Source organism: Dactylosporangium sp. NPDC049140, assembly GCF_040648435.1.
The window spans coordinates 17455-34190 of sequence record NZ_JBEZDS010000076.1; the positions used below are offsets into that span (position 1 = coordinate 17455).

A 16736-nucleotide genomic window follows, 5' to 3' on the forward strand; every position below is an offset into this window, starting at 1 on the left:
CTGCACGGTGTGAAACATCCCACGGCGGTCGCGTCAGCCCGCCCCTATTGCTGGAGGTCCTAGAGATCGTTGCCGGCGTAGGAGAGGTTGAAGCTTTTGTTGGCGAGGGGGAAGTCGGGCACGATGGTGCCGGCGAGCGCGACGGGGAGGGCGGGCCAGTTGAAGAACGACGGGTCGACGACCTTGACCCGGGTCAGGCGCTGGTCGGGGCCGATTTCGACGCGGTGCACGATGGTGCCACGCCAGCCCTCCACGATGCCCACGCCGGACGCTCCGGGGCCGGCCGGGAGCGTGGGATCGACGGTGGACCGGCCATCGATGGTGCCGGGTGTGACGGTGCGGATCAGGGTGTCGAGCACGGCGAGGGAGGCGTCGATTTCGGTGGCGCGTTGCTGAAACCGGGCGAGGACGTCGCCGGCGGTGTGGGTGGGGACGGTCAGCAGGTCGCCGAGTTGCATGCCGTCGTCGGTGAGGATGCCGGTGGGGTGGTCGCGGCGGGCGTCGATGTCCTGGCCGCTGGCGCGGGCGACGTAGCCGAGGGTGCCGAGGTCGCCGGCCTGTTGGGTGGTGAGGACCGCGGTGCCGGTGAAGCGTTCGGCGACCAGGCTGTTGTCGAGGGCGAGGTGGACGATGTCGCGGATGTCGGCGCCGATGGCGGCGAGGTGTGCCGGGTCGGGGACCTGGCGGAGGGTGGCGCCGCCGGGCAGGATGCCGCCGCGGAGCAGTCGGTGCCCGGTGGTGTCCTTGTTGAGGCGCAGCAGGGCTTCTTTGATGCGCAGGGCGTGGGTGTTGAGGATGCTGTGGCCGACGTCGTTGCACAGGGCGCCGATGTCACTGATGTGGTTGTAGAGGCGTTCCAGTTCCAGCAGGATGGCCCGGATCCGCCGCGCCTCGACGGGGACCTGGACGTGCAGGGCATCCTCGAGTGCCAGGCAGTAGGCCAGGGCGTGGCCGACGGCCGTGTCGCCGGAGATGCGTTCCGCCAGCGGCAGGCCACCGTGGGCAGTGCGGTCCTGGAAGAGGTGCTCGATGCCTTTGTGGACGTACCAGAGGCGGGCCTTGAGTTTGAGGATGGTTTCCCCGACGACGGAGAACCGGAAGTGGCCGGGTTCGATCAGGCCAGCGTGGACCGGTCCGACCGGGATTTCATACACGCCGGGGCCTTGCACGGTGAGGAACGGGAATGGCTCGTCGGTGTCGCCGAATGGCGGTGGCGGGCCGGCGTCGTGGCGCATCGGGTACCAGCCGGAGGGCCAGTGCCGGTGCCGGACCAGTCGGCGGGGCAGGGGGTGGTCGAGGGGTTGGATGCCGTACAGGTCGTGCATTTCGCGTTCGAAGCGGCCGGCGGGGAACGACAGCCCGGCCAGGGTCGGCACTGCCGGGTCGCTGCGGTCGATGGGCAGGTGCAGTTCCACCCGCCGGTCGGGGTCGGCGGCGGTGTAGAGGTACACAGCGCGCAGCGTGTCGCGGTCCGGCCCGTGGTCGTCGTGCGCGGCGACCAGAGCCAGCCGGAAGCCGCGGCGTTGCAGGACGTCGGCGTGGTCGGCCAGGGTGGCCGCGGTGGTGGGGATGGCGACGCGGTGGTGGCCGACGGGTTGGCCGCTGGGCAGCGGTGGTGGGCTGGTGGCCGCGGTGTTGTCGGTCATGATGCTGCCACGATGCTGGCCGCGGTGTGCAGCAGGTCGGCGAAGGGGCCCAGGGTGATGCCGAGGGCGGCCACCCCGAGGAGTCCGGCGATCAGCGGCATTGCGCCGGTGAGGGTGAACGCGGCCGGTGGGTCGCTCGCCTCCGCGGCGATCGTCTCCGGGACGGGTGGGGGGCCAAGCAGCATCCGCCCGGTGTGGGCGGCGATGGCGGCGAACGCGACCACCACTAGGGCGAACGCGGCGGCGGTAGCCCAGATCAGTCCGCCGCTGGCGCCGGCGCGGGCGATGCCCAGTTCGCTGGCGAACAGCGCGGCGGGTGGGAAGCCGAGCAGGGCGAGGACGGCGAGGCCGAACAGCCCGGCGAGCAGCGGCATGCGGGCGGCCAGGGCGCGGACGTCGACGATCTGGCTGCTGGTGTGGCGGTGCAGGATGTGCCCGGAGCCCAGGAACGCGACGGTTTTGGCCAGGCCGTGCCCGGCCATGTGCAGCAGCAGCGCGGCGACGGCGAGTTGGGTGCCGATGGCGGCGGCCAGGGCGATCAGGCCCATGTGTTCCATGGAGGAGTAGGCCAGCATCCGTTTGTAGTCGCGTTGCCCGATCAGCAGCACCGCGGCCAGGGCGAGCGTGGCCAGCGCCATGATCAGCAACAGGGTGCGGAGGTAGCCGGTGCCGAGGGCGGGGTCGGCGATGGCTTTGACCCGTAGGACGGCATAGAGGGCGACCGGGAGCAGGACTCCGGACATCAGGGCCGAGACCGGGGCGGGGGCTTGGGAGTGGGCGTCGGGCAGCCAAGCGTGCAGTGGGATGAGGCCGGCCTTGGCGCCGAACCCGATGACGGCCAAGCCGATCGCGATGCGGGTGACCGCCGGGTCCAGTTTGTGGGCGTGTCCGGTCAGCGTGGCCCAGTCCAGGGCCTGTTCGCTGTCGAGGCCGGTGTGCCGGGCGGCGTAGTAGAGCAGGACCAGGCCGAGGAAGGCGATGGCGATGGCGGCGCTGCAGATGACGACGTATTTCCAGGCGGCCTCCAGCGCGGTGCGGCTGCGGTGGTGTCCGACCAGAAACGCGGTGACGATCGTGGTTGCTTCGATGGCGACCCAGAGGATGCCGAGATTGCCGCCCAGCACGGCGATGGCCATCGCCGCGATGAACAGGTGCAGCAGGATGCCGTACCAGCGGGCCCGGCTCGTGCTGGTGTGCTCGGCGGTGAGGTAGGCCGGGGACGCCCAGCAGGCCAGCAGGGCCACCGCGGCGACCCCGAGCAGCATCCACGCGGACAGGGCGTCGGCGCGCAGCAGGCCGCCAGCGGTGTGCACCGGGCCGCGGTGCGTGACCGTAGCGGCCAGGGTCACCGCGTCGAGGGCCAACAGCGCCGTGGTCGCGACGCCCGCCCAGGCGGTGGTGCGGCCACGCCAGCCCGCGGCGGCGTACACGAGGGCGGCGGTCAGCGGTAACCCGATCGGGGCGAGCAGCAGCAAGATGGTCATCAGTCGTGCAACTCCCGCAGTTCGTCCAGGTCGCTGCTACCGAAGGCGGTGCGCAGCCGGGTGCTCAGCACCTGCAGCACAAGGACCACCAGCAGCAGGTCGAAGGAGACGCCGAGCTCCACGATCAGCGGCACGCCGGCGGCGGCCAGGAACGCGGTGGCGGTGATCCCGTTGTCCAGCAACAGAAACCCGACCAACTGGGACAGCGCGCGGCGGCGGGTGACCAGGGTGAAGAACCCGATCAGCACGACGGCCACCGCGGCGGGCAGGATCGCGGTGGCCGGGGAGGGCGCCAGCGCGACGAGGGGCCGGGTGACCGCGTACGCGAGGAGGGTCAGCGCGCCGGCGGCCAGCAGCGATGTGGCCACGTTGACCACCGGCCGGGTCTCGCGAGCCTCACCCGGCGAGTCGCCCAGTGCCCGCCGGGCGAGCCAGGGCAGTACCCCGGCCCGCAGCACACCCAGCCCTCCGGCGACCAGGATCAACTCCAGGCTGTGCTGGTGGATGCCGAGGATCGCGACGATGGCCGCCAGCGCGGCGCCCTGCAGCCCGAACAGCCGGATCATCGAGGAGACCTGCTGGCGCCACAGCACGCCGATCGCGGTGAGCAGGAACAGCCCGGCGGCCAGGTCCAGGAACAGCGGATATCGGATGTCGCTCACGTCAGGCTGCTCATCCTTTCAGGTGTGTACGTTCAGGCGAGGGTTGCTGTCAGGCGAGGAAGAAGGAGGAGGCGACGGCGAGCAGGGCGAGGACGAACGAGCCGGCGAGCAGCTCCGGCACCCGGAACAGGCGCAACTTGGCGATGAACACCTCGACCGCACCGAGCCCGGCCCCCAACACCGCCACCTTGACCAGGAAGATCAGCCCGGCGAGGGGCAGCGCGGCGAGGCCGGCACCAGCGATGCCCCACGGCGCGAAGAGGCTGGCGAGCAGGCCGAGCAGGACGGTCAGGCGCATCGAGGACGCCCATTCGATCAACGCCAGGTCGGTGCCGGCGTACTCCAGCACCATCGCCTCGTGGATCATGGTGAGTTCCAGGTGGGTGGCCGGGTTGTCGACCGGCAGCCGCCCGGTCTCGGCCACCACCACGATCGCGAGGGCGGCCGCGGCCAGGAGGCTGGCCGGGGAGACGACCTGCAGCGGGTGGTGCAGGGTGGCGGTGACGATCGCGGCCAGGTTGGTGGAGCCGACCCGGGCGGACAGCGCGAGGACCGCGACGAGGATGGTCGGTTCGACCAGCGCCAGGATGGTGATCTCCCGGCTGGCGCCCATCCCGCCGAACGCGGTGCCGGTGTCGAGGGCGGCGAGGGCGAGGACGACGGTGCCCAGTGCGAGCAGCCCGACGACGGCGAACAGGTCGGCGGCCGGGTCCAGTGGCAGGGCGGTGCTCAGCAGCGGGACCACCGCGGCCAGGACCAGCGTGGTGCCCATCAGCAGCAGTGGGGCCAGCCGGAACGCCCAGCCGGTCCCGGCCGGCGTGGCCGGCTGGCGGCGCAGCAGCTTGCGCAGGTCCCGCCACGGCTGGGCGACGCCGGCGCCGGCGCGGCCTTCGAGGCGGGCCCGGACCTGGCGCATCACCCCGACCAGCAGCGGCGCCCCGGCCGCCACGACGACGACCTGCGCCGCGGTAGCGGCCAGCGCGGCGAATGGGGCGGAGCCGCTCATCGGATCACCGCCAGGACCAGCAGCAGGCCGGTGACGCCGAAGAACCCGTAGCCGAGGTAGCGGTGCACGCTGCCGTTGGCCAGCACCGGCCCCAACCGGCCCAGCCGGCTGGCGGCCGTGAGCAGCGGGGTGTAGAGGGCGTGTTCCACCCGGTCGGGGACCCGCGTCTGGTAGGCGACCCGGGTGAGCACGTACGCGGATTCGGCGTGCGGGGTGATGTCGACGTCGGTCTGCGGGGCAAGGACGTCGTCGAAGACCCGCTGCAACGGTTCGGCGAACGCGGTGGCGGTGTATTGCATCCGTGCCGTGGGTGGGCCGGCGCCGCAGTCCCACAACGCCGCCGCCCGGCGCCGGCTGACCCGTGCCGTAGCCAGCCGCACGAGGACGGCCGTGGCGGCCACGGCGACCGTCAGGGTGAGCGCGATCAGCAGCGGGGACATGGTGCTGGCGATCCCGGCCAGCTGCAGGCTCACTCCACCGCTCATCGCCGCGGCGGGGGCGTGGATGGCCGCGCCGACCGCTCGGGACAGCTCCGGCCCCAGCGCGGCCGGGGCCAGGGCCACGCCGATGCAGGCTGCGCCGAGGACCCCCATCGCGGCGAGCATGACCGGCGGCGACTCGGTCGCCGCGGCCGCCGGGTCGCTGCGGGGGCGGGCGAAGAACCCCACGCCCAGCGCCTTCACGAACGTGGCGACCGCCAGCCCCGCGGTCAGCGCCACCACGGCTACGGCAAGGGGCATCGCGACCGCGGTCACCACCCCGCCGGCCGGCAGCGCTTGCACCAGGGACTGCAGCAGCAGCCACTCGGAGACGAACCCGTTGCCCGGTGGCAGTGCCGACGCCCCGAGTGCACCGACCGCGAACAGGGCGGTCGTGAAGGGCATGCGAGAGCGCAGCCCGCCCAGCGCGTCCAGGTCGCGGCTGCCGGTGGCGCGCAGCACCGAGCCCGCGGCGGTGAACAGCAGCGCCTTGAACCCGGCGTGGTTGAGCACGTGCAGCAGCGCCGCCGCCACGGCCAGCGCTGCGAGGGTGGCCGCGCCGGCGGCGCGGAAGATGCCGGCCGCGCCCAGGCCGAGGAAGACCAGGCCCATGTTCTCCACCGTCGAATAGGCGAGGAGGCGTTTGAGGTCGGTCGCGACGGCGGCCTGCAGGATGCCGTACAGCGCGGAGACCGCGCCCACCGCGAGGACCAGCAGCCACCACCAGCGGGCGCCGCCGCTCAGCAGGTCGAACCCGACCCGGATCACCCCGTACACGCCGAGGTTGACCATCGCCGCGGACAGCATCGCGGAGGTCGGTGAAGGGGCTTCGGCGTGCGCCCGCGGTAGCCACACGTGCAGCGGCACCAGGCCCGCCTTCGACCCGAACCCCACGAACACCAGCACGAACACCACACCGCGCAGCGTCGGGGACAGATGGGCGGCGCGCAGGTCGGCGAACCCGTCGCCGCCGGCGTGGGCGGCGTAGAACACCAGCCCGAGCAGGATCGCCACGAACCCCAGGTGGGTCAGCACGGCGTACCACCGGCCGGCCTCGGCCACCGCCGGGCGGGCCCGGTGCTCGGCCAGGACCAGCACCAGCGACGTGGCCGCCATCAGCTCCCACAACACCAGGAACGTCGACACGCTCGCCGCCGCCGGCACCAGCAGCAGCACGGCGGCGAACACCGGCAGCGCCGCCTGCACCCCACGCCCGCTCGGGCCATGGCCGCAGCCCGCATAACCGATCCCGTACAGTGCAGCCACGGCGATGACCCCGCCAGTCACGGCGACGAACCAACCGCCCAACGGGTCGAGCGCGATCTGCACTCCGGCGAGGGGGAGCAGGCCGGGCAGCCGGGCTTCGAACGTCAGGCCGCGCAGCGCGGCCACGCCCGCGAGCAGGCCGGCGACCCCGACCCCCGCCGTGGCGGCGCCGACCAGCCCAGGACGGGCCCGGCGCGGGGACACGACCGCGGCGAGGACCCCGAGCCCGGCCAGCCCGCACACCCCGGCCAGGGCCCACCCGATCACGTTCACCGGCCGGTCAACCCGCGCAGCGCGGCGACGATCGCCTCCGGCTCGGGCGGGCACCCCGGTACCTGCGCATCGACCGGGACCACGTCCCCGACCGGGCCGTGCACCCCGTACCCGCCGGCGAACTCGCCGGCGTCGATCGCACAGTCGCCGACCGCCACCACGATCCGCGGCTCGGACACCGCCTCGAACGTGCGCCGCAACGGCACCGCCATGTTGCGGGTCACCGGCCCGGTCACCAGCAGCGCATCGGCGTGCCGCGGCGAGGCGACGAGGCGGGCACCGTAGCGCTCGGCGTCATACACCGGGCCGAACACCGACCCGATCTCGATCTCGCAGCCGTTGCACGACCCGGCGTCCACGTGCCGCAGCTGCACCGATCCGTGCAGTGCGGCGGCCTTCGGGCAGGACAGCCCGCCCGGGCGTGGCGGGACGGGCTCGGCCACCCGCCCGGTCCGGCGGATCTTTCGGAACAGGTCGAACACGGCCACGGTGTCATACTCCACGGATCGAGCCAGCAGGATTTCCGGATACACACTGACCGGGGCGCGGTCACCCGACACGGGGGAAGGCAGGGTGACCGCGCGCCGGCCGCACCGTGGACGGACTACGGCGGCGGTGCGGAACCCGGCGCCGAGGCTGCCGCTTGCAGGTCAGCGAGCAGCTCGGCCTGCCCGGCGAGCACCTCGGTGAGGATGCGCCGCGCCACCGCCAGCAGTTCGGCGACCTGCGGGCTGGTCAGCGAGTAGTAGACCGTGGAGCCGTCCTTGCGGAAGGTGACCAGACCCGCCCGGCGCAGCACCGCCAACTGCTGCGACAGGCTGCTCGCCTCGATGCCCACCTCGGGCAGCATCTCCCCAACCGCGTAATCGCGCTGGGACAGCAACTCCAGCACCCGGATGCGAGCCGGGTGCCCGAGCGTCTTGAAGAACTCCGCCTTCGCCTGGTACAGCGGCCGACTCATCCACCTACCCCCTTGCCCGGCGTACCATCACAGTGTCCATCAGTTGCAAACTTTAACAACTGCTCAGGTCGTGTCCGCGGCGGGGGCACCGGCCGCGCAGTCCGATCTTGGGACAACGGCGGAGGTCGTCGTGGGCCGATCAGTACTCCTGCGGATCTACGCCAAGGACCCGCAACGCGCCGCGACGTTCTACACCACGGTCTTCGGATGGGCGCTGCTCACCGACGACGACCGGCGCTGCTGGGTCATCACCCCCGGCGACGACCCGCGGCTGGGCGCCGCAGCCGAGCACGACGGGATCGCCATCCCCACCGTCCACGTCGAAGACCTCGACGCCACCACCCGCACCGCCATCGCCGCCGGCGGGGAGGTCCTGCTCGCCCGCATGCCGCTCACCGGCGCGGGCTGGCTGGTCTGCCTCGCCGACACCGAAGGAAACCTCATCGGGGTCATGCACGACGACCCGGACGCGCGGTGGCCGGACGCGCCCGACCCGCACCGTCCGGTGGGACCCGACCAACCGAGCTGAACCGGCGCCTGTCAGCCGTCACGCAACGGCGGCTGCCGGCAGCCGGGCCAACAGCTCACCGCCTCACCGTGCCGGCGACCCGGCGGCCCGGGCCGTCAACGGCGACCATCTGACGGCGGCACCCGACGCGGCGTGGCAGGCGGCGATCGCCCGGTCAACCCGCACTGCCACTGCTGTGGCGTGGGTCACAACCGCCCGGGCGCGGATGACATGGTCAATTGCAGAGGTCTTCAATTGCAGGTAACTGCTCCGGATGGTTGGAGGGCACGTGTCGGTCCCGCCGAACCGGACCAAGGCGGAGTTCCTCCGCACGCTGGTACGTCACGTGCGAATCCGCATTCGGGTGCTGGAACTGCTCGGCGACGGGCCCCTCGCGGTGCCGGGCCTCCGCGCCGAGGTCGGTGTCCAGGCATCCAGCCTGCCGCAGCAACTCGCGGTGCTGCGCCGCGCGGGCATCGTGACCTCGACCTGCGAGGGTGGTGCCGTCCGCTACACCCTCGCCGGACCGGACGTGGCAGACCTGATCAACACCACGCTGGGTGTGCTCGCCCAGGTCCTCGCCGGCAGGGCCGAGCGGTTGGACGCCGTGCGCGACGACCCGGGCCGCCGCCGACCGGCACGCCGGGGCGCTCGCGCAACGAGCCAGGCCCGCGCCCGGGCGCAGCTGCGCCGCACGGGCAGCGAGCCCGCGCCGCCGGTGGCGCCTGCCCACGATCCACGCAGCGCACCATCGGTCCGGGGAGGTCGACCAACACGGTGGCACCGGCGCAGCGTGCGGCGTGGGACGCCTACCTCACACTGACCCTCGGCCTGCTGCCCGCCCTGCTCGACGATCGGCTCGACAGCACCGTCAACACCCAGTTGGGCGGCGTGACGACCCGGGTCATGCAGTACGCCCCCTTGTGGGGTGAGCACGGCCCGATCCTCGTCGCCGCCGTCAAGTCCGCCGTCCGCCTCTACCGCGCCGGGGAACGCGGCGACCTGATCGCCCTGCTGCGGGCCACGGCCGATCGGCTGTACCTGCTCTCGGCCAGCCGGACACCGCCACGCCGCGACGGCCGCGACCCGACCACGCCGTAGCCCGCACGACGAGGACCGGCCACCCGCATCGCACCGCTGCAGGAACGTCCACACCGGGAAAGGCACCGACCATGAGTGACACGGCACAGACGCCGCCGCCGATCGCACCGACCAGCCACCGGCGGCTGCTGGCCTGGGTCCGCGAGGTCGCCGAGCTGACCACCCCCGCCCGGGTGGTGTGGTGCGACGGCTCCGACCAGGAGTGGCAGCGACTGACCGGCGAACTCGTCGACGCCGGCACCCTGGTCGCGCTGAACCCGGCGATCAAACCCAATTCGTTCTGGGCCCGCACCGACCCCGCCGACGTGGCCCGGGTCGAGGAGCGGACCTTCATCTGCTCGGTCGACGAGGCAAACGCCGGACCCACCAACAACTGGATCGCGCCCGCCGCGATGAAGGGAATGCTGACGGAGCTGTACGAGGGCTGCATGGCCGGGCGCACCATGTATGTCATCCCGTTCTGCATGGGCCCGCTGGACGCCGAAGACCCCAAGTTCGGCGTGCAGCTCACCGACAGCGCCTACGTCGCGGCGAGCATGCGGATCATGACCCGGATGGGCTGGCCGGTGCTCGACCTGATGGATGTGATGGGCGAGGACGCCGACTTCGTGCCGTGCCTGCACTCCGTCGGCGCACCGCTCAAACCCGGCCAGACCGACGTGCCGTGGCCTTGCAACGACACCAAGTACATCGCCCACTTCCCCGACACCCGCGAGATCTGGTCCTACGGCTCCGGATACGGCGGCAACGCCCTGCTGGGCAAGGAATGCTATTCGCTGCGGATCGCCTCCGTGATGGCCCGGGACGAGGGCTGGCTCGCCGAACACATGCTCATCCTCAAACTCACCAACCCGCAGGGCCGGGTCCACTACCTCGCGGCGGCGTTCCCGTCGGCCTGCGGCAAGACGAACCTGGCCATGCTGGAGCCCACCGTCCCCGGGTGGAAGGTCGAGACCCTCGGCGACGACATCGCCTGGCTGCGCTTCGGTGACGACGGCCGCCTCTACGCCATCAACCCCGAATACGGGTTCTTCGGCGTCGCACCCGGCACCGACTGGAGCACCAACCCCAACGCCATGCGCACCCTGGCCCGCGGCAACTCCATCTTCACCAACGTTGCGCTCACCGACGACGGCGACGTGTGGTGGGAAGGCATGGGCACCCCGCCGGCGCACCTGACCGACTGGCACGGCAACGACTGGACCCCGCAGACACCCACCCCCGCCGCGCACCCCAACAGCCGCTTCTGCACCCCGATCAAGCAATGCCCCATCCTCGCCCCCGAATACGACGACCCCCGCGGCGTCCCCATCTCCGCGATCCTGTTCGGCGGACGCCGCAACACCACCATCCCCCTCGTCACGCAGGCCCGCGACTGGAACCACGGCGTGTTCATCGGCGCCACCCTGTCCTCGGAGACCACCGCCGCGGCGGTCGGTCAGGTCGGCGTCGTGCGCCGCGACCCGATGGCCATGCTGCCCTTCATCGGCTACCACGCCGCCGACTACCTCCGGCACTGGACCGAGATCGGCAAACACAGCCCCGGCGACCCCGCCAACCTCCCGGCCATCTTCCAGGTCAACTGGTTCCGCCGCGGCGCCGACGGCCGCTACCTCTGGCCCGGCTACGGCGAGAACACCCGCATCCTCAAATGGATCACCGAACGGCTCGACGGCACCGCTACCGCCCTCGACACCCCCATCGGGTACATCCCCACCCCGACCGCGATCGACGCCCGCGGCCTCAACATCCCCCGCACCGACCTCGAAGCCGCATTCGCTGTCCACGTCCACGAATGGACCGCCGAGATCCCCCAGATCGCCGGATGGTTCACCACCTTCGGCGACAGACTCCCCGCCCAACTCTGGACCGAACTCAACGCCCTCAAAACCCGTCTCCTCATCCGGTAACCCTCAGATATCGATAACCCCCATAGACCGACGTGGCCCGCCGGCTCCATCTCTCGTCCGGTGGGCCACGTCGCCACACTGAAGCCAGCAACGCCACCGTCGCACGCTTCAACCCACCGTGAAAACAGGCAGTGACCGTGCAGGCGATCATTTGCCGACCGCGTGCACAGCTATGCCAGCTCACGCTGTCGCTGCGGTGGAAGGCGACGCCGGTGATGAGCTGCCGCGATTGTCAGAGGATCCGCGCAGCCGGAGAACCAGGGCATGCGCAGAACCTCCATCCACGAGAAAATGGAGATCAGGACTATGGCCGCACACTTTCCGATCAACCACCGCCTCCGGCCTCTCTACCGGCTGCTGTCCGGGGTGGCGGGCCTCTACATGCTGGTCTTCGGTGTGGTCGGCTTCGTTCAGACCTCCGGCGTGCCGTTCTTCACCCGGGACGAGGCCGAGTGGGTGCTCGGCCTACGGTCCAACCCGGCGTTCTCGCTGCTGTCGCTGGTCGCCGGTATCGTGGTGCTCGGCGCGAACCTCGTCGGGCGCAACCTCGCGCACCTCGTCAACCAGCTCGCCGGCATTGCCCTGACGACCGTCGGACTGGCGGCGTTGGCGGTGCTGCAGACCGAAGCGAACATCCTGGCGTTCTCGATGGTCAACGTGATCGTCACGTTCATCCTGGCCGGCATCACTGGCACAGCCAGTCTCTACGACCGGGTGGGCACCGCGGCCGCTGCTGCGGCCGAGGAGGACTTCCGCCATGGCCCGCACACGGCTGACACCCCGACGGTCTGACGGGCGCTGTTGCATCTGCCGATCGGAGGGCGCGTTGAAGCGAGTGCCGGCCCGGTCTTCAGATGGCAGCGGCGAGTTCGGTGAACGCCGCGGCGACGCGGAGTCCGCGCAGGGCGTCGATGCCGAGTTCGTAGTGGCCGCGGCGGAGGTTCTGGATCAAGGCGTGTCCGGCGATGATCGTCTGCGCGGTCCGGTCGGTCTGTAGCCCGCGCATCGGTCTGAGCCACTGCTTGAGCTGGCTGTGGTCGGCTTCTACCCGGTTGTTGGCATGGCGTTCGACGTGATGCCGGGCCCACGGCACCAGCTCATCGAGGACGGCCGGGTACACCGGCGCCGCGTCAGTGACGACCTCGGTGGGTCGCACCTTCAACATGGCCAATGCCCGGCGGAAGAACCGCCGTGCCGCCGCGGCGTCGCGGCGGGCGGAGACGAGCACGTCGATGACCTGCCCGTCCTGGTCCACGGCGCGGTACACGTAGCGTCAGACACCATTGACCTTGACGTACGTTTCATCGACATACCATCTGTCGCCAGGTGCATGCCGGCAGAACCGGGCCGCGTCGGCCAGCAGCGGCGTGAACCGCTGCACCCACCGGAAGATCGTGACCTGGTCGGTCTCGACGCCACGTTCGAGGAGGAGTTCTTCGACGTCGCGGTAGGAGCGGTTGTAGCGCAGGTAGAGCCGGACGGCGACCATGATGACGTCGGGCGAGAACCGGAACCCGGCGAACGCCGACCGCGGTGGGAAGGATGGACGCCGACTGGTCGGGAGCTTCACCGTTCAAGCCTGCCTGACTAGGGCAACGCTCAATGCAACGGACCCTCCCGCTCCCACCCGCGGTAGCCCGAGCGATCGAACGCGCCGTCGGCGACAGGGTCGACGGACCGATCCTGCGCAACGTGCTTGGCGGGCGGATGGACCGTCACGCTGCCTCACGGCGGCTCAGGCACCCGGCCATAGCCGCCGGCGTACGGATGCCTCGGATGCACCCGCACATGCTCCGCCATACGTTCGTCACGACCATGCTTGATGCCGGCGTCAGCCTCCGCGACGTCCAGATCGCCGCCCGCCACGCCGACCCGCGCACAACGATGCGCTACGACCGGGCCCGCAACAACCTCGACCGCCATCCCCAACTACATCCTCGTCGCCTACATGGCGTCCGGAACCTGACCCTGCGGTTCGCGACCATGCCGAGAAGTGGATACCCGATCAGACCCTCAAATCTAATGAATTCTTGGCGCAGAGCTAGGTCAGCACGTCCCGTTCCCGGTCGCCGCCTGTCCACGCCGGTTCCACCCGGCGGAGGTGCTCGGCGGTGAGGAAGGCGTGGCGCAGGTCGGCGGGCAGTCCCTCATACGGGGAGACCTGTGAGGCGTGTGCGGCGATTGCCCGCTCCCGCGCGGCCAAGTGCGCCCGGGTGTCCACGACGGTGGTGATGAACTCCTCCGGGGTGCCGGGCACGTCGGCCTCGACGTACGGCGAGGCGGGGTTCTCCCGCGCGACGTGCTCGAGCCAGCGCCGCATCAGCGCCTGTGGCAGGCAGTGGAGGTAGATCTTGCCCACCCGCCATCCGGCCGAACCGGCGGCGGCTAGCGTGGCGTCGCGGATGCGGGCGTGGTCGCGGTGCCCGTCGCTGGCGTCGAGGGTGACGAGCACGTGCGGGCGGAAGTCCTCGATGTGCTCGCGGACCCGTTCGGCGACCTCGCCGAGCGGCGCACCGGCCAGGGTGCGGGGCCCGGCGGTGCCGGCCAGGCCGGAGTCGGCGAAACCCAGCAGGTCCACCCGCGACACGCCCAGCAGGGCGGCCGCGGTGCGCAACTCTCGCTCCCGGACGGCCGGCAGCTGCGCCATGGTGACGCCGCTGCCGGGTGCCGGCTCGCCGGCCTCGCCGCGCGTGGCGCAGCACACCGCGGCGGTCGCGCCGGCGGCCGCCGCGTGCAGCAGCAGTGATCCGCAGCCGAAGGTCTCGTCGTCCGGGTGGGCCACCACGACCATCAGCCGCGGCGGCTCGCCCTCGTCGGTTATCCCAGGGTGCACAAGAACTCCTCGACGGCCGCGGCAAGCTCCTGCGGGACCTCGAACATCGGGAAGTGGCTACGGGCCTTGAGGCAGTGCACCCGGAACCAGGGGTGGTCGGCGGCGTACCCGCGCTGCGCGGCCAGCACGGCATCGTCGCCCGGCTGCGCGTACAGATGCAGCGTCGGGCAGGGCGTGTCGAGCCGCTCCAGCGCGGCCAGGGGCGTGCCCTGCGCGGCGAACGCGGCGGCGATCTCCCGGCCGGCCCGGCGCCAGTGCCGGAAGCCGTACCCGGCCATGCCCTCGACGTAGTGATGCAGAGCATCGACGTCGATGCCGCTGGTCCACATGGCGAACAGCTCGGAGCGGACCTCCTGCCACGCCTCCGGCCGCTGCAGGCCCGCGAGCGCGTCGAGGAAGCCCGGCGGCGGGCCGAGCACCATCCAGTCGAGCAGGACGATGCCGGGCACCCGCTGCGCGCCGAGGCGGCGGCGCAGCTCGATCGCCGCCCAGCCGGCGTGGGACAGCCCGACGGGTACGACCCGCTCGACGCCGGCCTGCCCGAGCAGGTCGATTGCGTCCTGGACGACCTCGGCGGTGCCGAAGTCCGCCTCCGTGCGCCCGGACCCGCCGTGGTCGCGCAGGTCCATGGCGATCGCCCGGCGGTGCCTGGCTGTGAGCGGCAGCAGCGGGTCGAACACGGTGCGGTCGCCGCACCAGCCGGGCAGGAACAGCAGCGCCGGGTCACCGGTGCCGAGGTCGTCGCAGGCGATGGGGGCCGGGGTAGTGACGGTCATCGTGACTCCTCTCGAATACTGCCCTGTGCAGTATCCCTGGCTCGAGTAGACGCTGCCCTGGGCAGTATGTCAACGTAACTGTCATGACGGTGACCGGAGCCAGGACGACGACCTCGTACGCGCTGCTCGGACTGCTCGCGGTGCGCGACTGGACCACCTATGAGCTGGCCAAGCAGGTCAAGCGCAGCCTCAACTGGTTCTGGCCGCGCGCGGAGCGCAAGCTGTACGACGAGCCGAAGCGGCTGGTCGAGCAGGGACTGGCGACCTCCGTCCGGGAGCTGACGGGCCGGCGGGGCCGGACCGTCTACCGCATCACCGAGCAGGGGCGGGCAGCCCTGCGGGACTGGCTGAGCGAGCCGCCCGAGCCGCGCAGCATCGAGTTCGAGGGCATGGTGAAGGTGTTCTTCGCCGACGCGGGGACGCCCGAGCAGCTGCTCGCCACGATCGAGCAGATCGAGGCAGAGGCGGCCGGGCGTATCGCGGCGCTGGCGGAGATGGCCGCGACGCGCCCGGTGCCGTTCCCGCAGCGGGCGCACCTGAGCGCCATCGGGCTGCGGCTGCAATACGAGCAGGAGGCGGCGGTGCTGCGCTGGGCGCGCTGGGCGCGCAAGCAGATCGTGCAGTGGGACGGCACCGCCGATCCCGGCGACTGGAGCCCGATCCGCGCGCTCGACGAACTCGCCGCGGCCAAGCGGCCGTGATCGGCTACATGGGGCACCGATCGCGGCGGGCGCAATGTCGACTCGGACGATCGCGGCCCGGCCGTGCTACAACTACGGCCAGCCTCAACTCGCACGCTCGTAGAGTCGGTTCAGGCATCGTGACGTGCGGTTTTGCGCGAGCCCCGGTCGGCGGCGGCAGCAACGATCCGAGGCCATGAGCGCGTCCTTGATCCTCTGAGCAGAGGTACAAGCTCCTTGTTCACCGCATCGCTCGCATGCCCCTGGAGATCAGCCAATGCTGATCTCGGATACCGTCGACACTGTCTCGCTACGACCCTGCGGGTGCCGATAACATCATCCGCGCTGTTCAGGTCGCATTTTCATACTCGTGCAGGAGGCCGCTGAGCCGATCGTGTCGACGGACGTGCAGCTGGGTGAGCGTGGCGGGATCGGCGATCGGTTCGGGCAGCGGTTGCAGCGGTCGGGCGTTGCCGATGCCCCGGTGAGGGCGGTGCCGGTTGTGGTGCCGTTCGTACTCTTGCCAGGCGTGCAGCAGATGCGCCTGGTTCCAGATCAACGTACGGTCGAGCAGTTCGTGGCGGCAGGCTTGGATCCACCGTTCCATGATCGAGTTCATGCGGGGCATCCGCACCGCGCTGAGCACGACTGTGGTACCGGCGTCGGCGAGGATCGCGTCGAACAGGGCCGGGTACTTCCCGTCACGATCACGGATGAGGTACTTCACTGAGCATCCGGCGTCGTCGAGATCCATGACCAGGTTACGGGCCGCTTGGGTCACCCACGCCGCCGTCGGGTGAGCGGTGGCACCGAGGACGCGCACCCGACTGGTCGCGTGCGCAATGACCGCCAGGACGTAGACGCGGGCGCCGGTCAACGTCGTCGTGTCGAAGCAGTCAGCGGCGAGGATGGCCTGGGCTTGGGAGCGCAGGAACGTCGCCCAGGTATCGCTGGTCCGCTGGGGTGCCGGGTCGACACCGGCGTCCTTGAGCATCTCCCAGACGGTCGAGGCGGCGACCTCGACGCCCAGCACGAGCAGTTCGCCGTGGATCCTGCGGTACCCCCACGTGCTGTTCTCGCGGGCCAGCCGCAGCACCAGCCGGCGGACCGACCGGACGGTGGGCGGCCGCCCAGCCCGTTTGGGCCGGGAG

At 71.3% G+C, this 16736-nt stretch carries 17 protein-coding genes and 1 pseudogene; 7 read left to right on the plus strand and 11 right to left on the minus strand.

Annotated features, from left to right (window positions below; genetic code table 11):
• Positions 1–59 precede the first annotated feature (59 nt).
• From AB0B76_RS54800 to AB0B76_RS54830, 7 genes are all read right to left on the minus strand, one after another.
• Entirely contained in the window at positions 60–1646 is a 1587-nt protein-coding gene (locus AB0B76_RS54800; RefSeq protein WP_360393096.1) for an NADH-quinone oxidoreductase subunit C, read from the minus strand.
• Complete coding sequence (locus AB0B76_RS54805; RefSeq protein ID WP_360393099.1) at positions 1643–3130, minus strand: proton-conducting transporter membrane subunit; 1488 nt, start codon at positions 3128–3130, stop codon at positions 1643–1645. Before AB0B76_RS54805 ends, AB0B76_RS54800 begins: the two co-directional genes overlap by 4 nt.
• Entirely contained in the window at positions 3130–3792 is a 663-nt protein-coding gene (locus tag AB0B76_RS54810; protein WP_360393102.1) for a hypothetical protein, read from the minus strand. Before AB0B76_RS54810 ends, AB0B76_RS54805 begins: the two co-directional genes overlap by 1 nt.
• Positions 3793–3841: 49 nt before the next feature.
• Entirely contained in the window at positions 3842–4798 is a 957-nt protein-coding gene (locus tag AB0B76_RS54815) for an NADH-quinone oxidoreductase subunit H (protein WP_360393105.1), read from the minus strand.
• Positions 4795–6816 (minus strand): proton-conducting transporter membrane subunit, encoded by a 2022-nt coding sequence (locus AB0B76_RS54820; protein WP_360393108.1) that lies wholly within the window; start codon positions 6814–6816, stop codon positions 4795–4797. Before AB0B76_RS54820 ends, AB0B76_RS54815 begins: the two co-directional genes overlap by 4 nt.
• Positions 6813–7319, minus strand: coding sequence for a hypothetical protein (locus AB0B76_RS54825; RefSeq protein ID WP_360393110.1), 507 nt, complete (start codon positions 7317–7319; stop codon positions 6813–6815). Before AB0B76_RS54825 ends, AB0B76_RS54820 begins: the two co-directional genes overlap by 4 nt.
• A 101-nt stretch (positions 7320–7420) precedes the next feature.
• Positions 7421–7777, minus strand: a complete 357-nt coding sequence (locus AB0B76_RS54830) for a metalloregulator ArsR/SmtB family transcription factor (protein WP_360393113.1) — start codon at positions 7775–7777, stop codon at positions 7421–7423.
• Positions 7778–7907: 130 nt separating this feature from the next.
• Between AB0B76_RS54830 and AB0B76_RS54835 the strand changes: the two genes are divergently transcribed.
• The 5 genes from AB0B76_RS54835 (at position 7908) to AB0B76_RS54855 (ending at position 12088) form a co-directional block, all read left to right on the plus strand.
• The gene (locus AB0B76_RS54835; protein WP_360393116.1) at positions 7908–8306 is read left to right on the plus strand and encodes a VOC family protein; all 399 of its coding nucleotides are present in this window, start codon (positions 7908–7910) and stop codon (positions 8304–8306) included.
• Between the two features lie 325 nt (positions 8307–8631).
• Positions 8632–9108 (plus strand): ArsR family transcriptional regulator, encoded by a 477-nt coding sequence (locus tag AB0B76_RS54840; RefSeq protein WP_360393119.1) that lies wholly within the window; start codon positions 8632–8634, stop codon positions 9106–9108.
• Positions 9063–9386: a hypothetical protein gene (locus AB0B76_RS54845; RefSeq protein ID WP_360393122.1), complete on the plus strand. Its 324-nt coding sequence runs from the start codon at positions 9063–9065 to the stop codon at positions 9384–9386. The genes AB0B76_RS54840 and AB0B76_RS54845 overlap by 46 nt, the downstream gene beginning before the upstream one ends.
• A gap of 71 nt (positions 9387–9457) precedes the next feature.
• Complete coding sequence (locus AB0B76_RS54850; protein WP_360393125.1) at positions 9458–11296, plus strand: phosphoenolpyruvate carboxykinase (GTP); 1839 nt, start codon at positions 9458–9460, stop codon at positions 11294–11296.
• 264 nt (positions 11297–11560) lie between these two features.
• Entirely contained in the window at positions 11561–12088 is a 528-nt protein-coding gene (locus AB0B76_RS54855; protein ID WP_360393128.1) for a DUF4383 domain-containing protein, read from the plus strand.
• Between the two features lie 58 nt (positions 12089–12146).
• Here the strand turns inward: AB0B76_RS54855 and AB0B76_RS54860 are convergent.
• Positions 12147–12785 (minus strand): annotated as a pseudogene (locus AB0B76_RS54860) (IS6 family transposase).
• Positions 12786–12898: 113 nt separating this feature from the next.
• Between AB0B76_RS54860 and AB0B76_RS54865 the strand changes: the two are divergent.
• Positions 12899–13411, plus strand: a complete 513-nt coding sequence (locus AB0B76_RS54865; protein WP_360393131.1) for a tyrosine-type recombinase/integrase — start codon at positions 12899–12901, stop codon at positions 13409–13411.
• Here the strand turns inward: AB0B76_RS54865 and AB0B76_RS54870 are convergent.
• Together AB0B76_RS54870 and AB0B76_RS54875 are read right to left on the minus strand one after the other, a co-directional pair.
• Positions 13338–14129, minus strand: a complete 792-nt coding sequence (locus tag AB0B76_RS54870) for a PIG-L family deacetylase (protein ID WP_360393134.1) — start codon at positions 14127–14129, stop codon at positions 13338–13340. The two genes, AB0B76_RS54865 and AB0B76_RS54870, sit on opposite strands and share 74 nt — an antisense overlap.
• Positions 14114–14905 (minus strand): alpha/beta hydrolase, encoded by a 792-nt coding sequence (locus tag AB0B76_RS54875; RefSeq protein WP_360393137.1) that lies wholly within the window; start codon positions 14903–14905, stop codon positions 14114–14116. Before AB0B76_RS54875 ends, AB0B76_RS54870 begins: the two co-directional genes overlap by 16 nt.
• Before the next feature lie 83 nt (positions 14906–14988).
• Between AB0B76_RS54875 and AB0B76_RS54880 the strand changes: the two genes are divergently transcribed.
• Complete coding sequence (locus AB0B76_RS54880; protein ID WP_360393140.1) at positions 14989–15606, plus strand: PadR family transcriptional regulator; 618 nt, start codon at positions 14989–14991, stop codon at positions 15604–15606.
• Positions 15607–15934: 328 nt separating this feature from the next.
• Here AB0B76_RS54880 and AB0B76_RS54885 read toward each other — a convergent pair.
• The coding region (locus tag AB0B76_RS54885; protein WP_360393143.1) for an integrase core domain-containing protein at positions 15935–16736 on the minus strand (802 nt) is incomplete at its 5' end.

What these genes read in the sequence shown, in the direction of transcription:
- AB0B76_RS54800 (WP_360393096.1), bottom strand. Translation starts at nt 1,646, where the DNA reads ATGACCGACAACACCGCGGCCACCAGCCCACCACCGCTGCCCAGCGGC.
- AB0B76_RS54805 (WP_360393099.1), bottom strand. Translation starts at nt 3,130, where the DNA reads ATGACCATCTTGCTGCTGCTCGCCCCGATCGGGTTACCGCTGACCGCC.
- AB0B76_RS54815 (WP_360393105.1), bottom strand. Translation starts at nt 4,798, where the DNA reads ATGAGCGGCTCCGCCCCATTCGCCGCGCTGGCCGCTACCGCGGCGCAG.
- AB0B76_RS54830 (WP_360393113.1), bottom strand. Translation starts at nt 7,777, where the DNA reads ATGAGTCGGCCGCTGTACCAGGCGAAGGCGGAGTTCTTCAAGACGCTC.
- AB0B76_RS54850 (WP_360393125.1), top strand. Translation starts at nt 9,458, where the DNA reads ATGAGTGACACGGCACAGACGCCGCCGCCGATCGCACCGACCAGCCAC.
- AB0B76_RS54855 (WP_360393128.1), top strand. Translation starts at nt 11,561, where the DNA reads ATGCGCAGAACCTCCATCCACGAGAAAATGGAGATCAGGACTATGGCC.
- AB0B76_RS54865 (WP_360393131.1), top strand. Translation starts at nt 12,899, where the DNA reads ATGCAACGGACCCTCCCGCTCCCACCCGCGGTAGCCCGAGCGATCGAA.
- AB0B76_RS54875 (WP_360393137.1), bottom strand. Translation starts at nt 14,905, where the DNA reads ATGACCGTCACTACCCCGGCCCCCATCGCCTGCGACGACCTCGGCACC.
- AB0B76_RS54880 (WP_360393140.1), top strand. Translation starts at nt 14,989, where the DNA reads ATGACGGTGACCGGAGCCAGGACGACGACCTCGTACGCGCTGCTCGGA.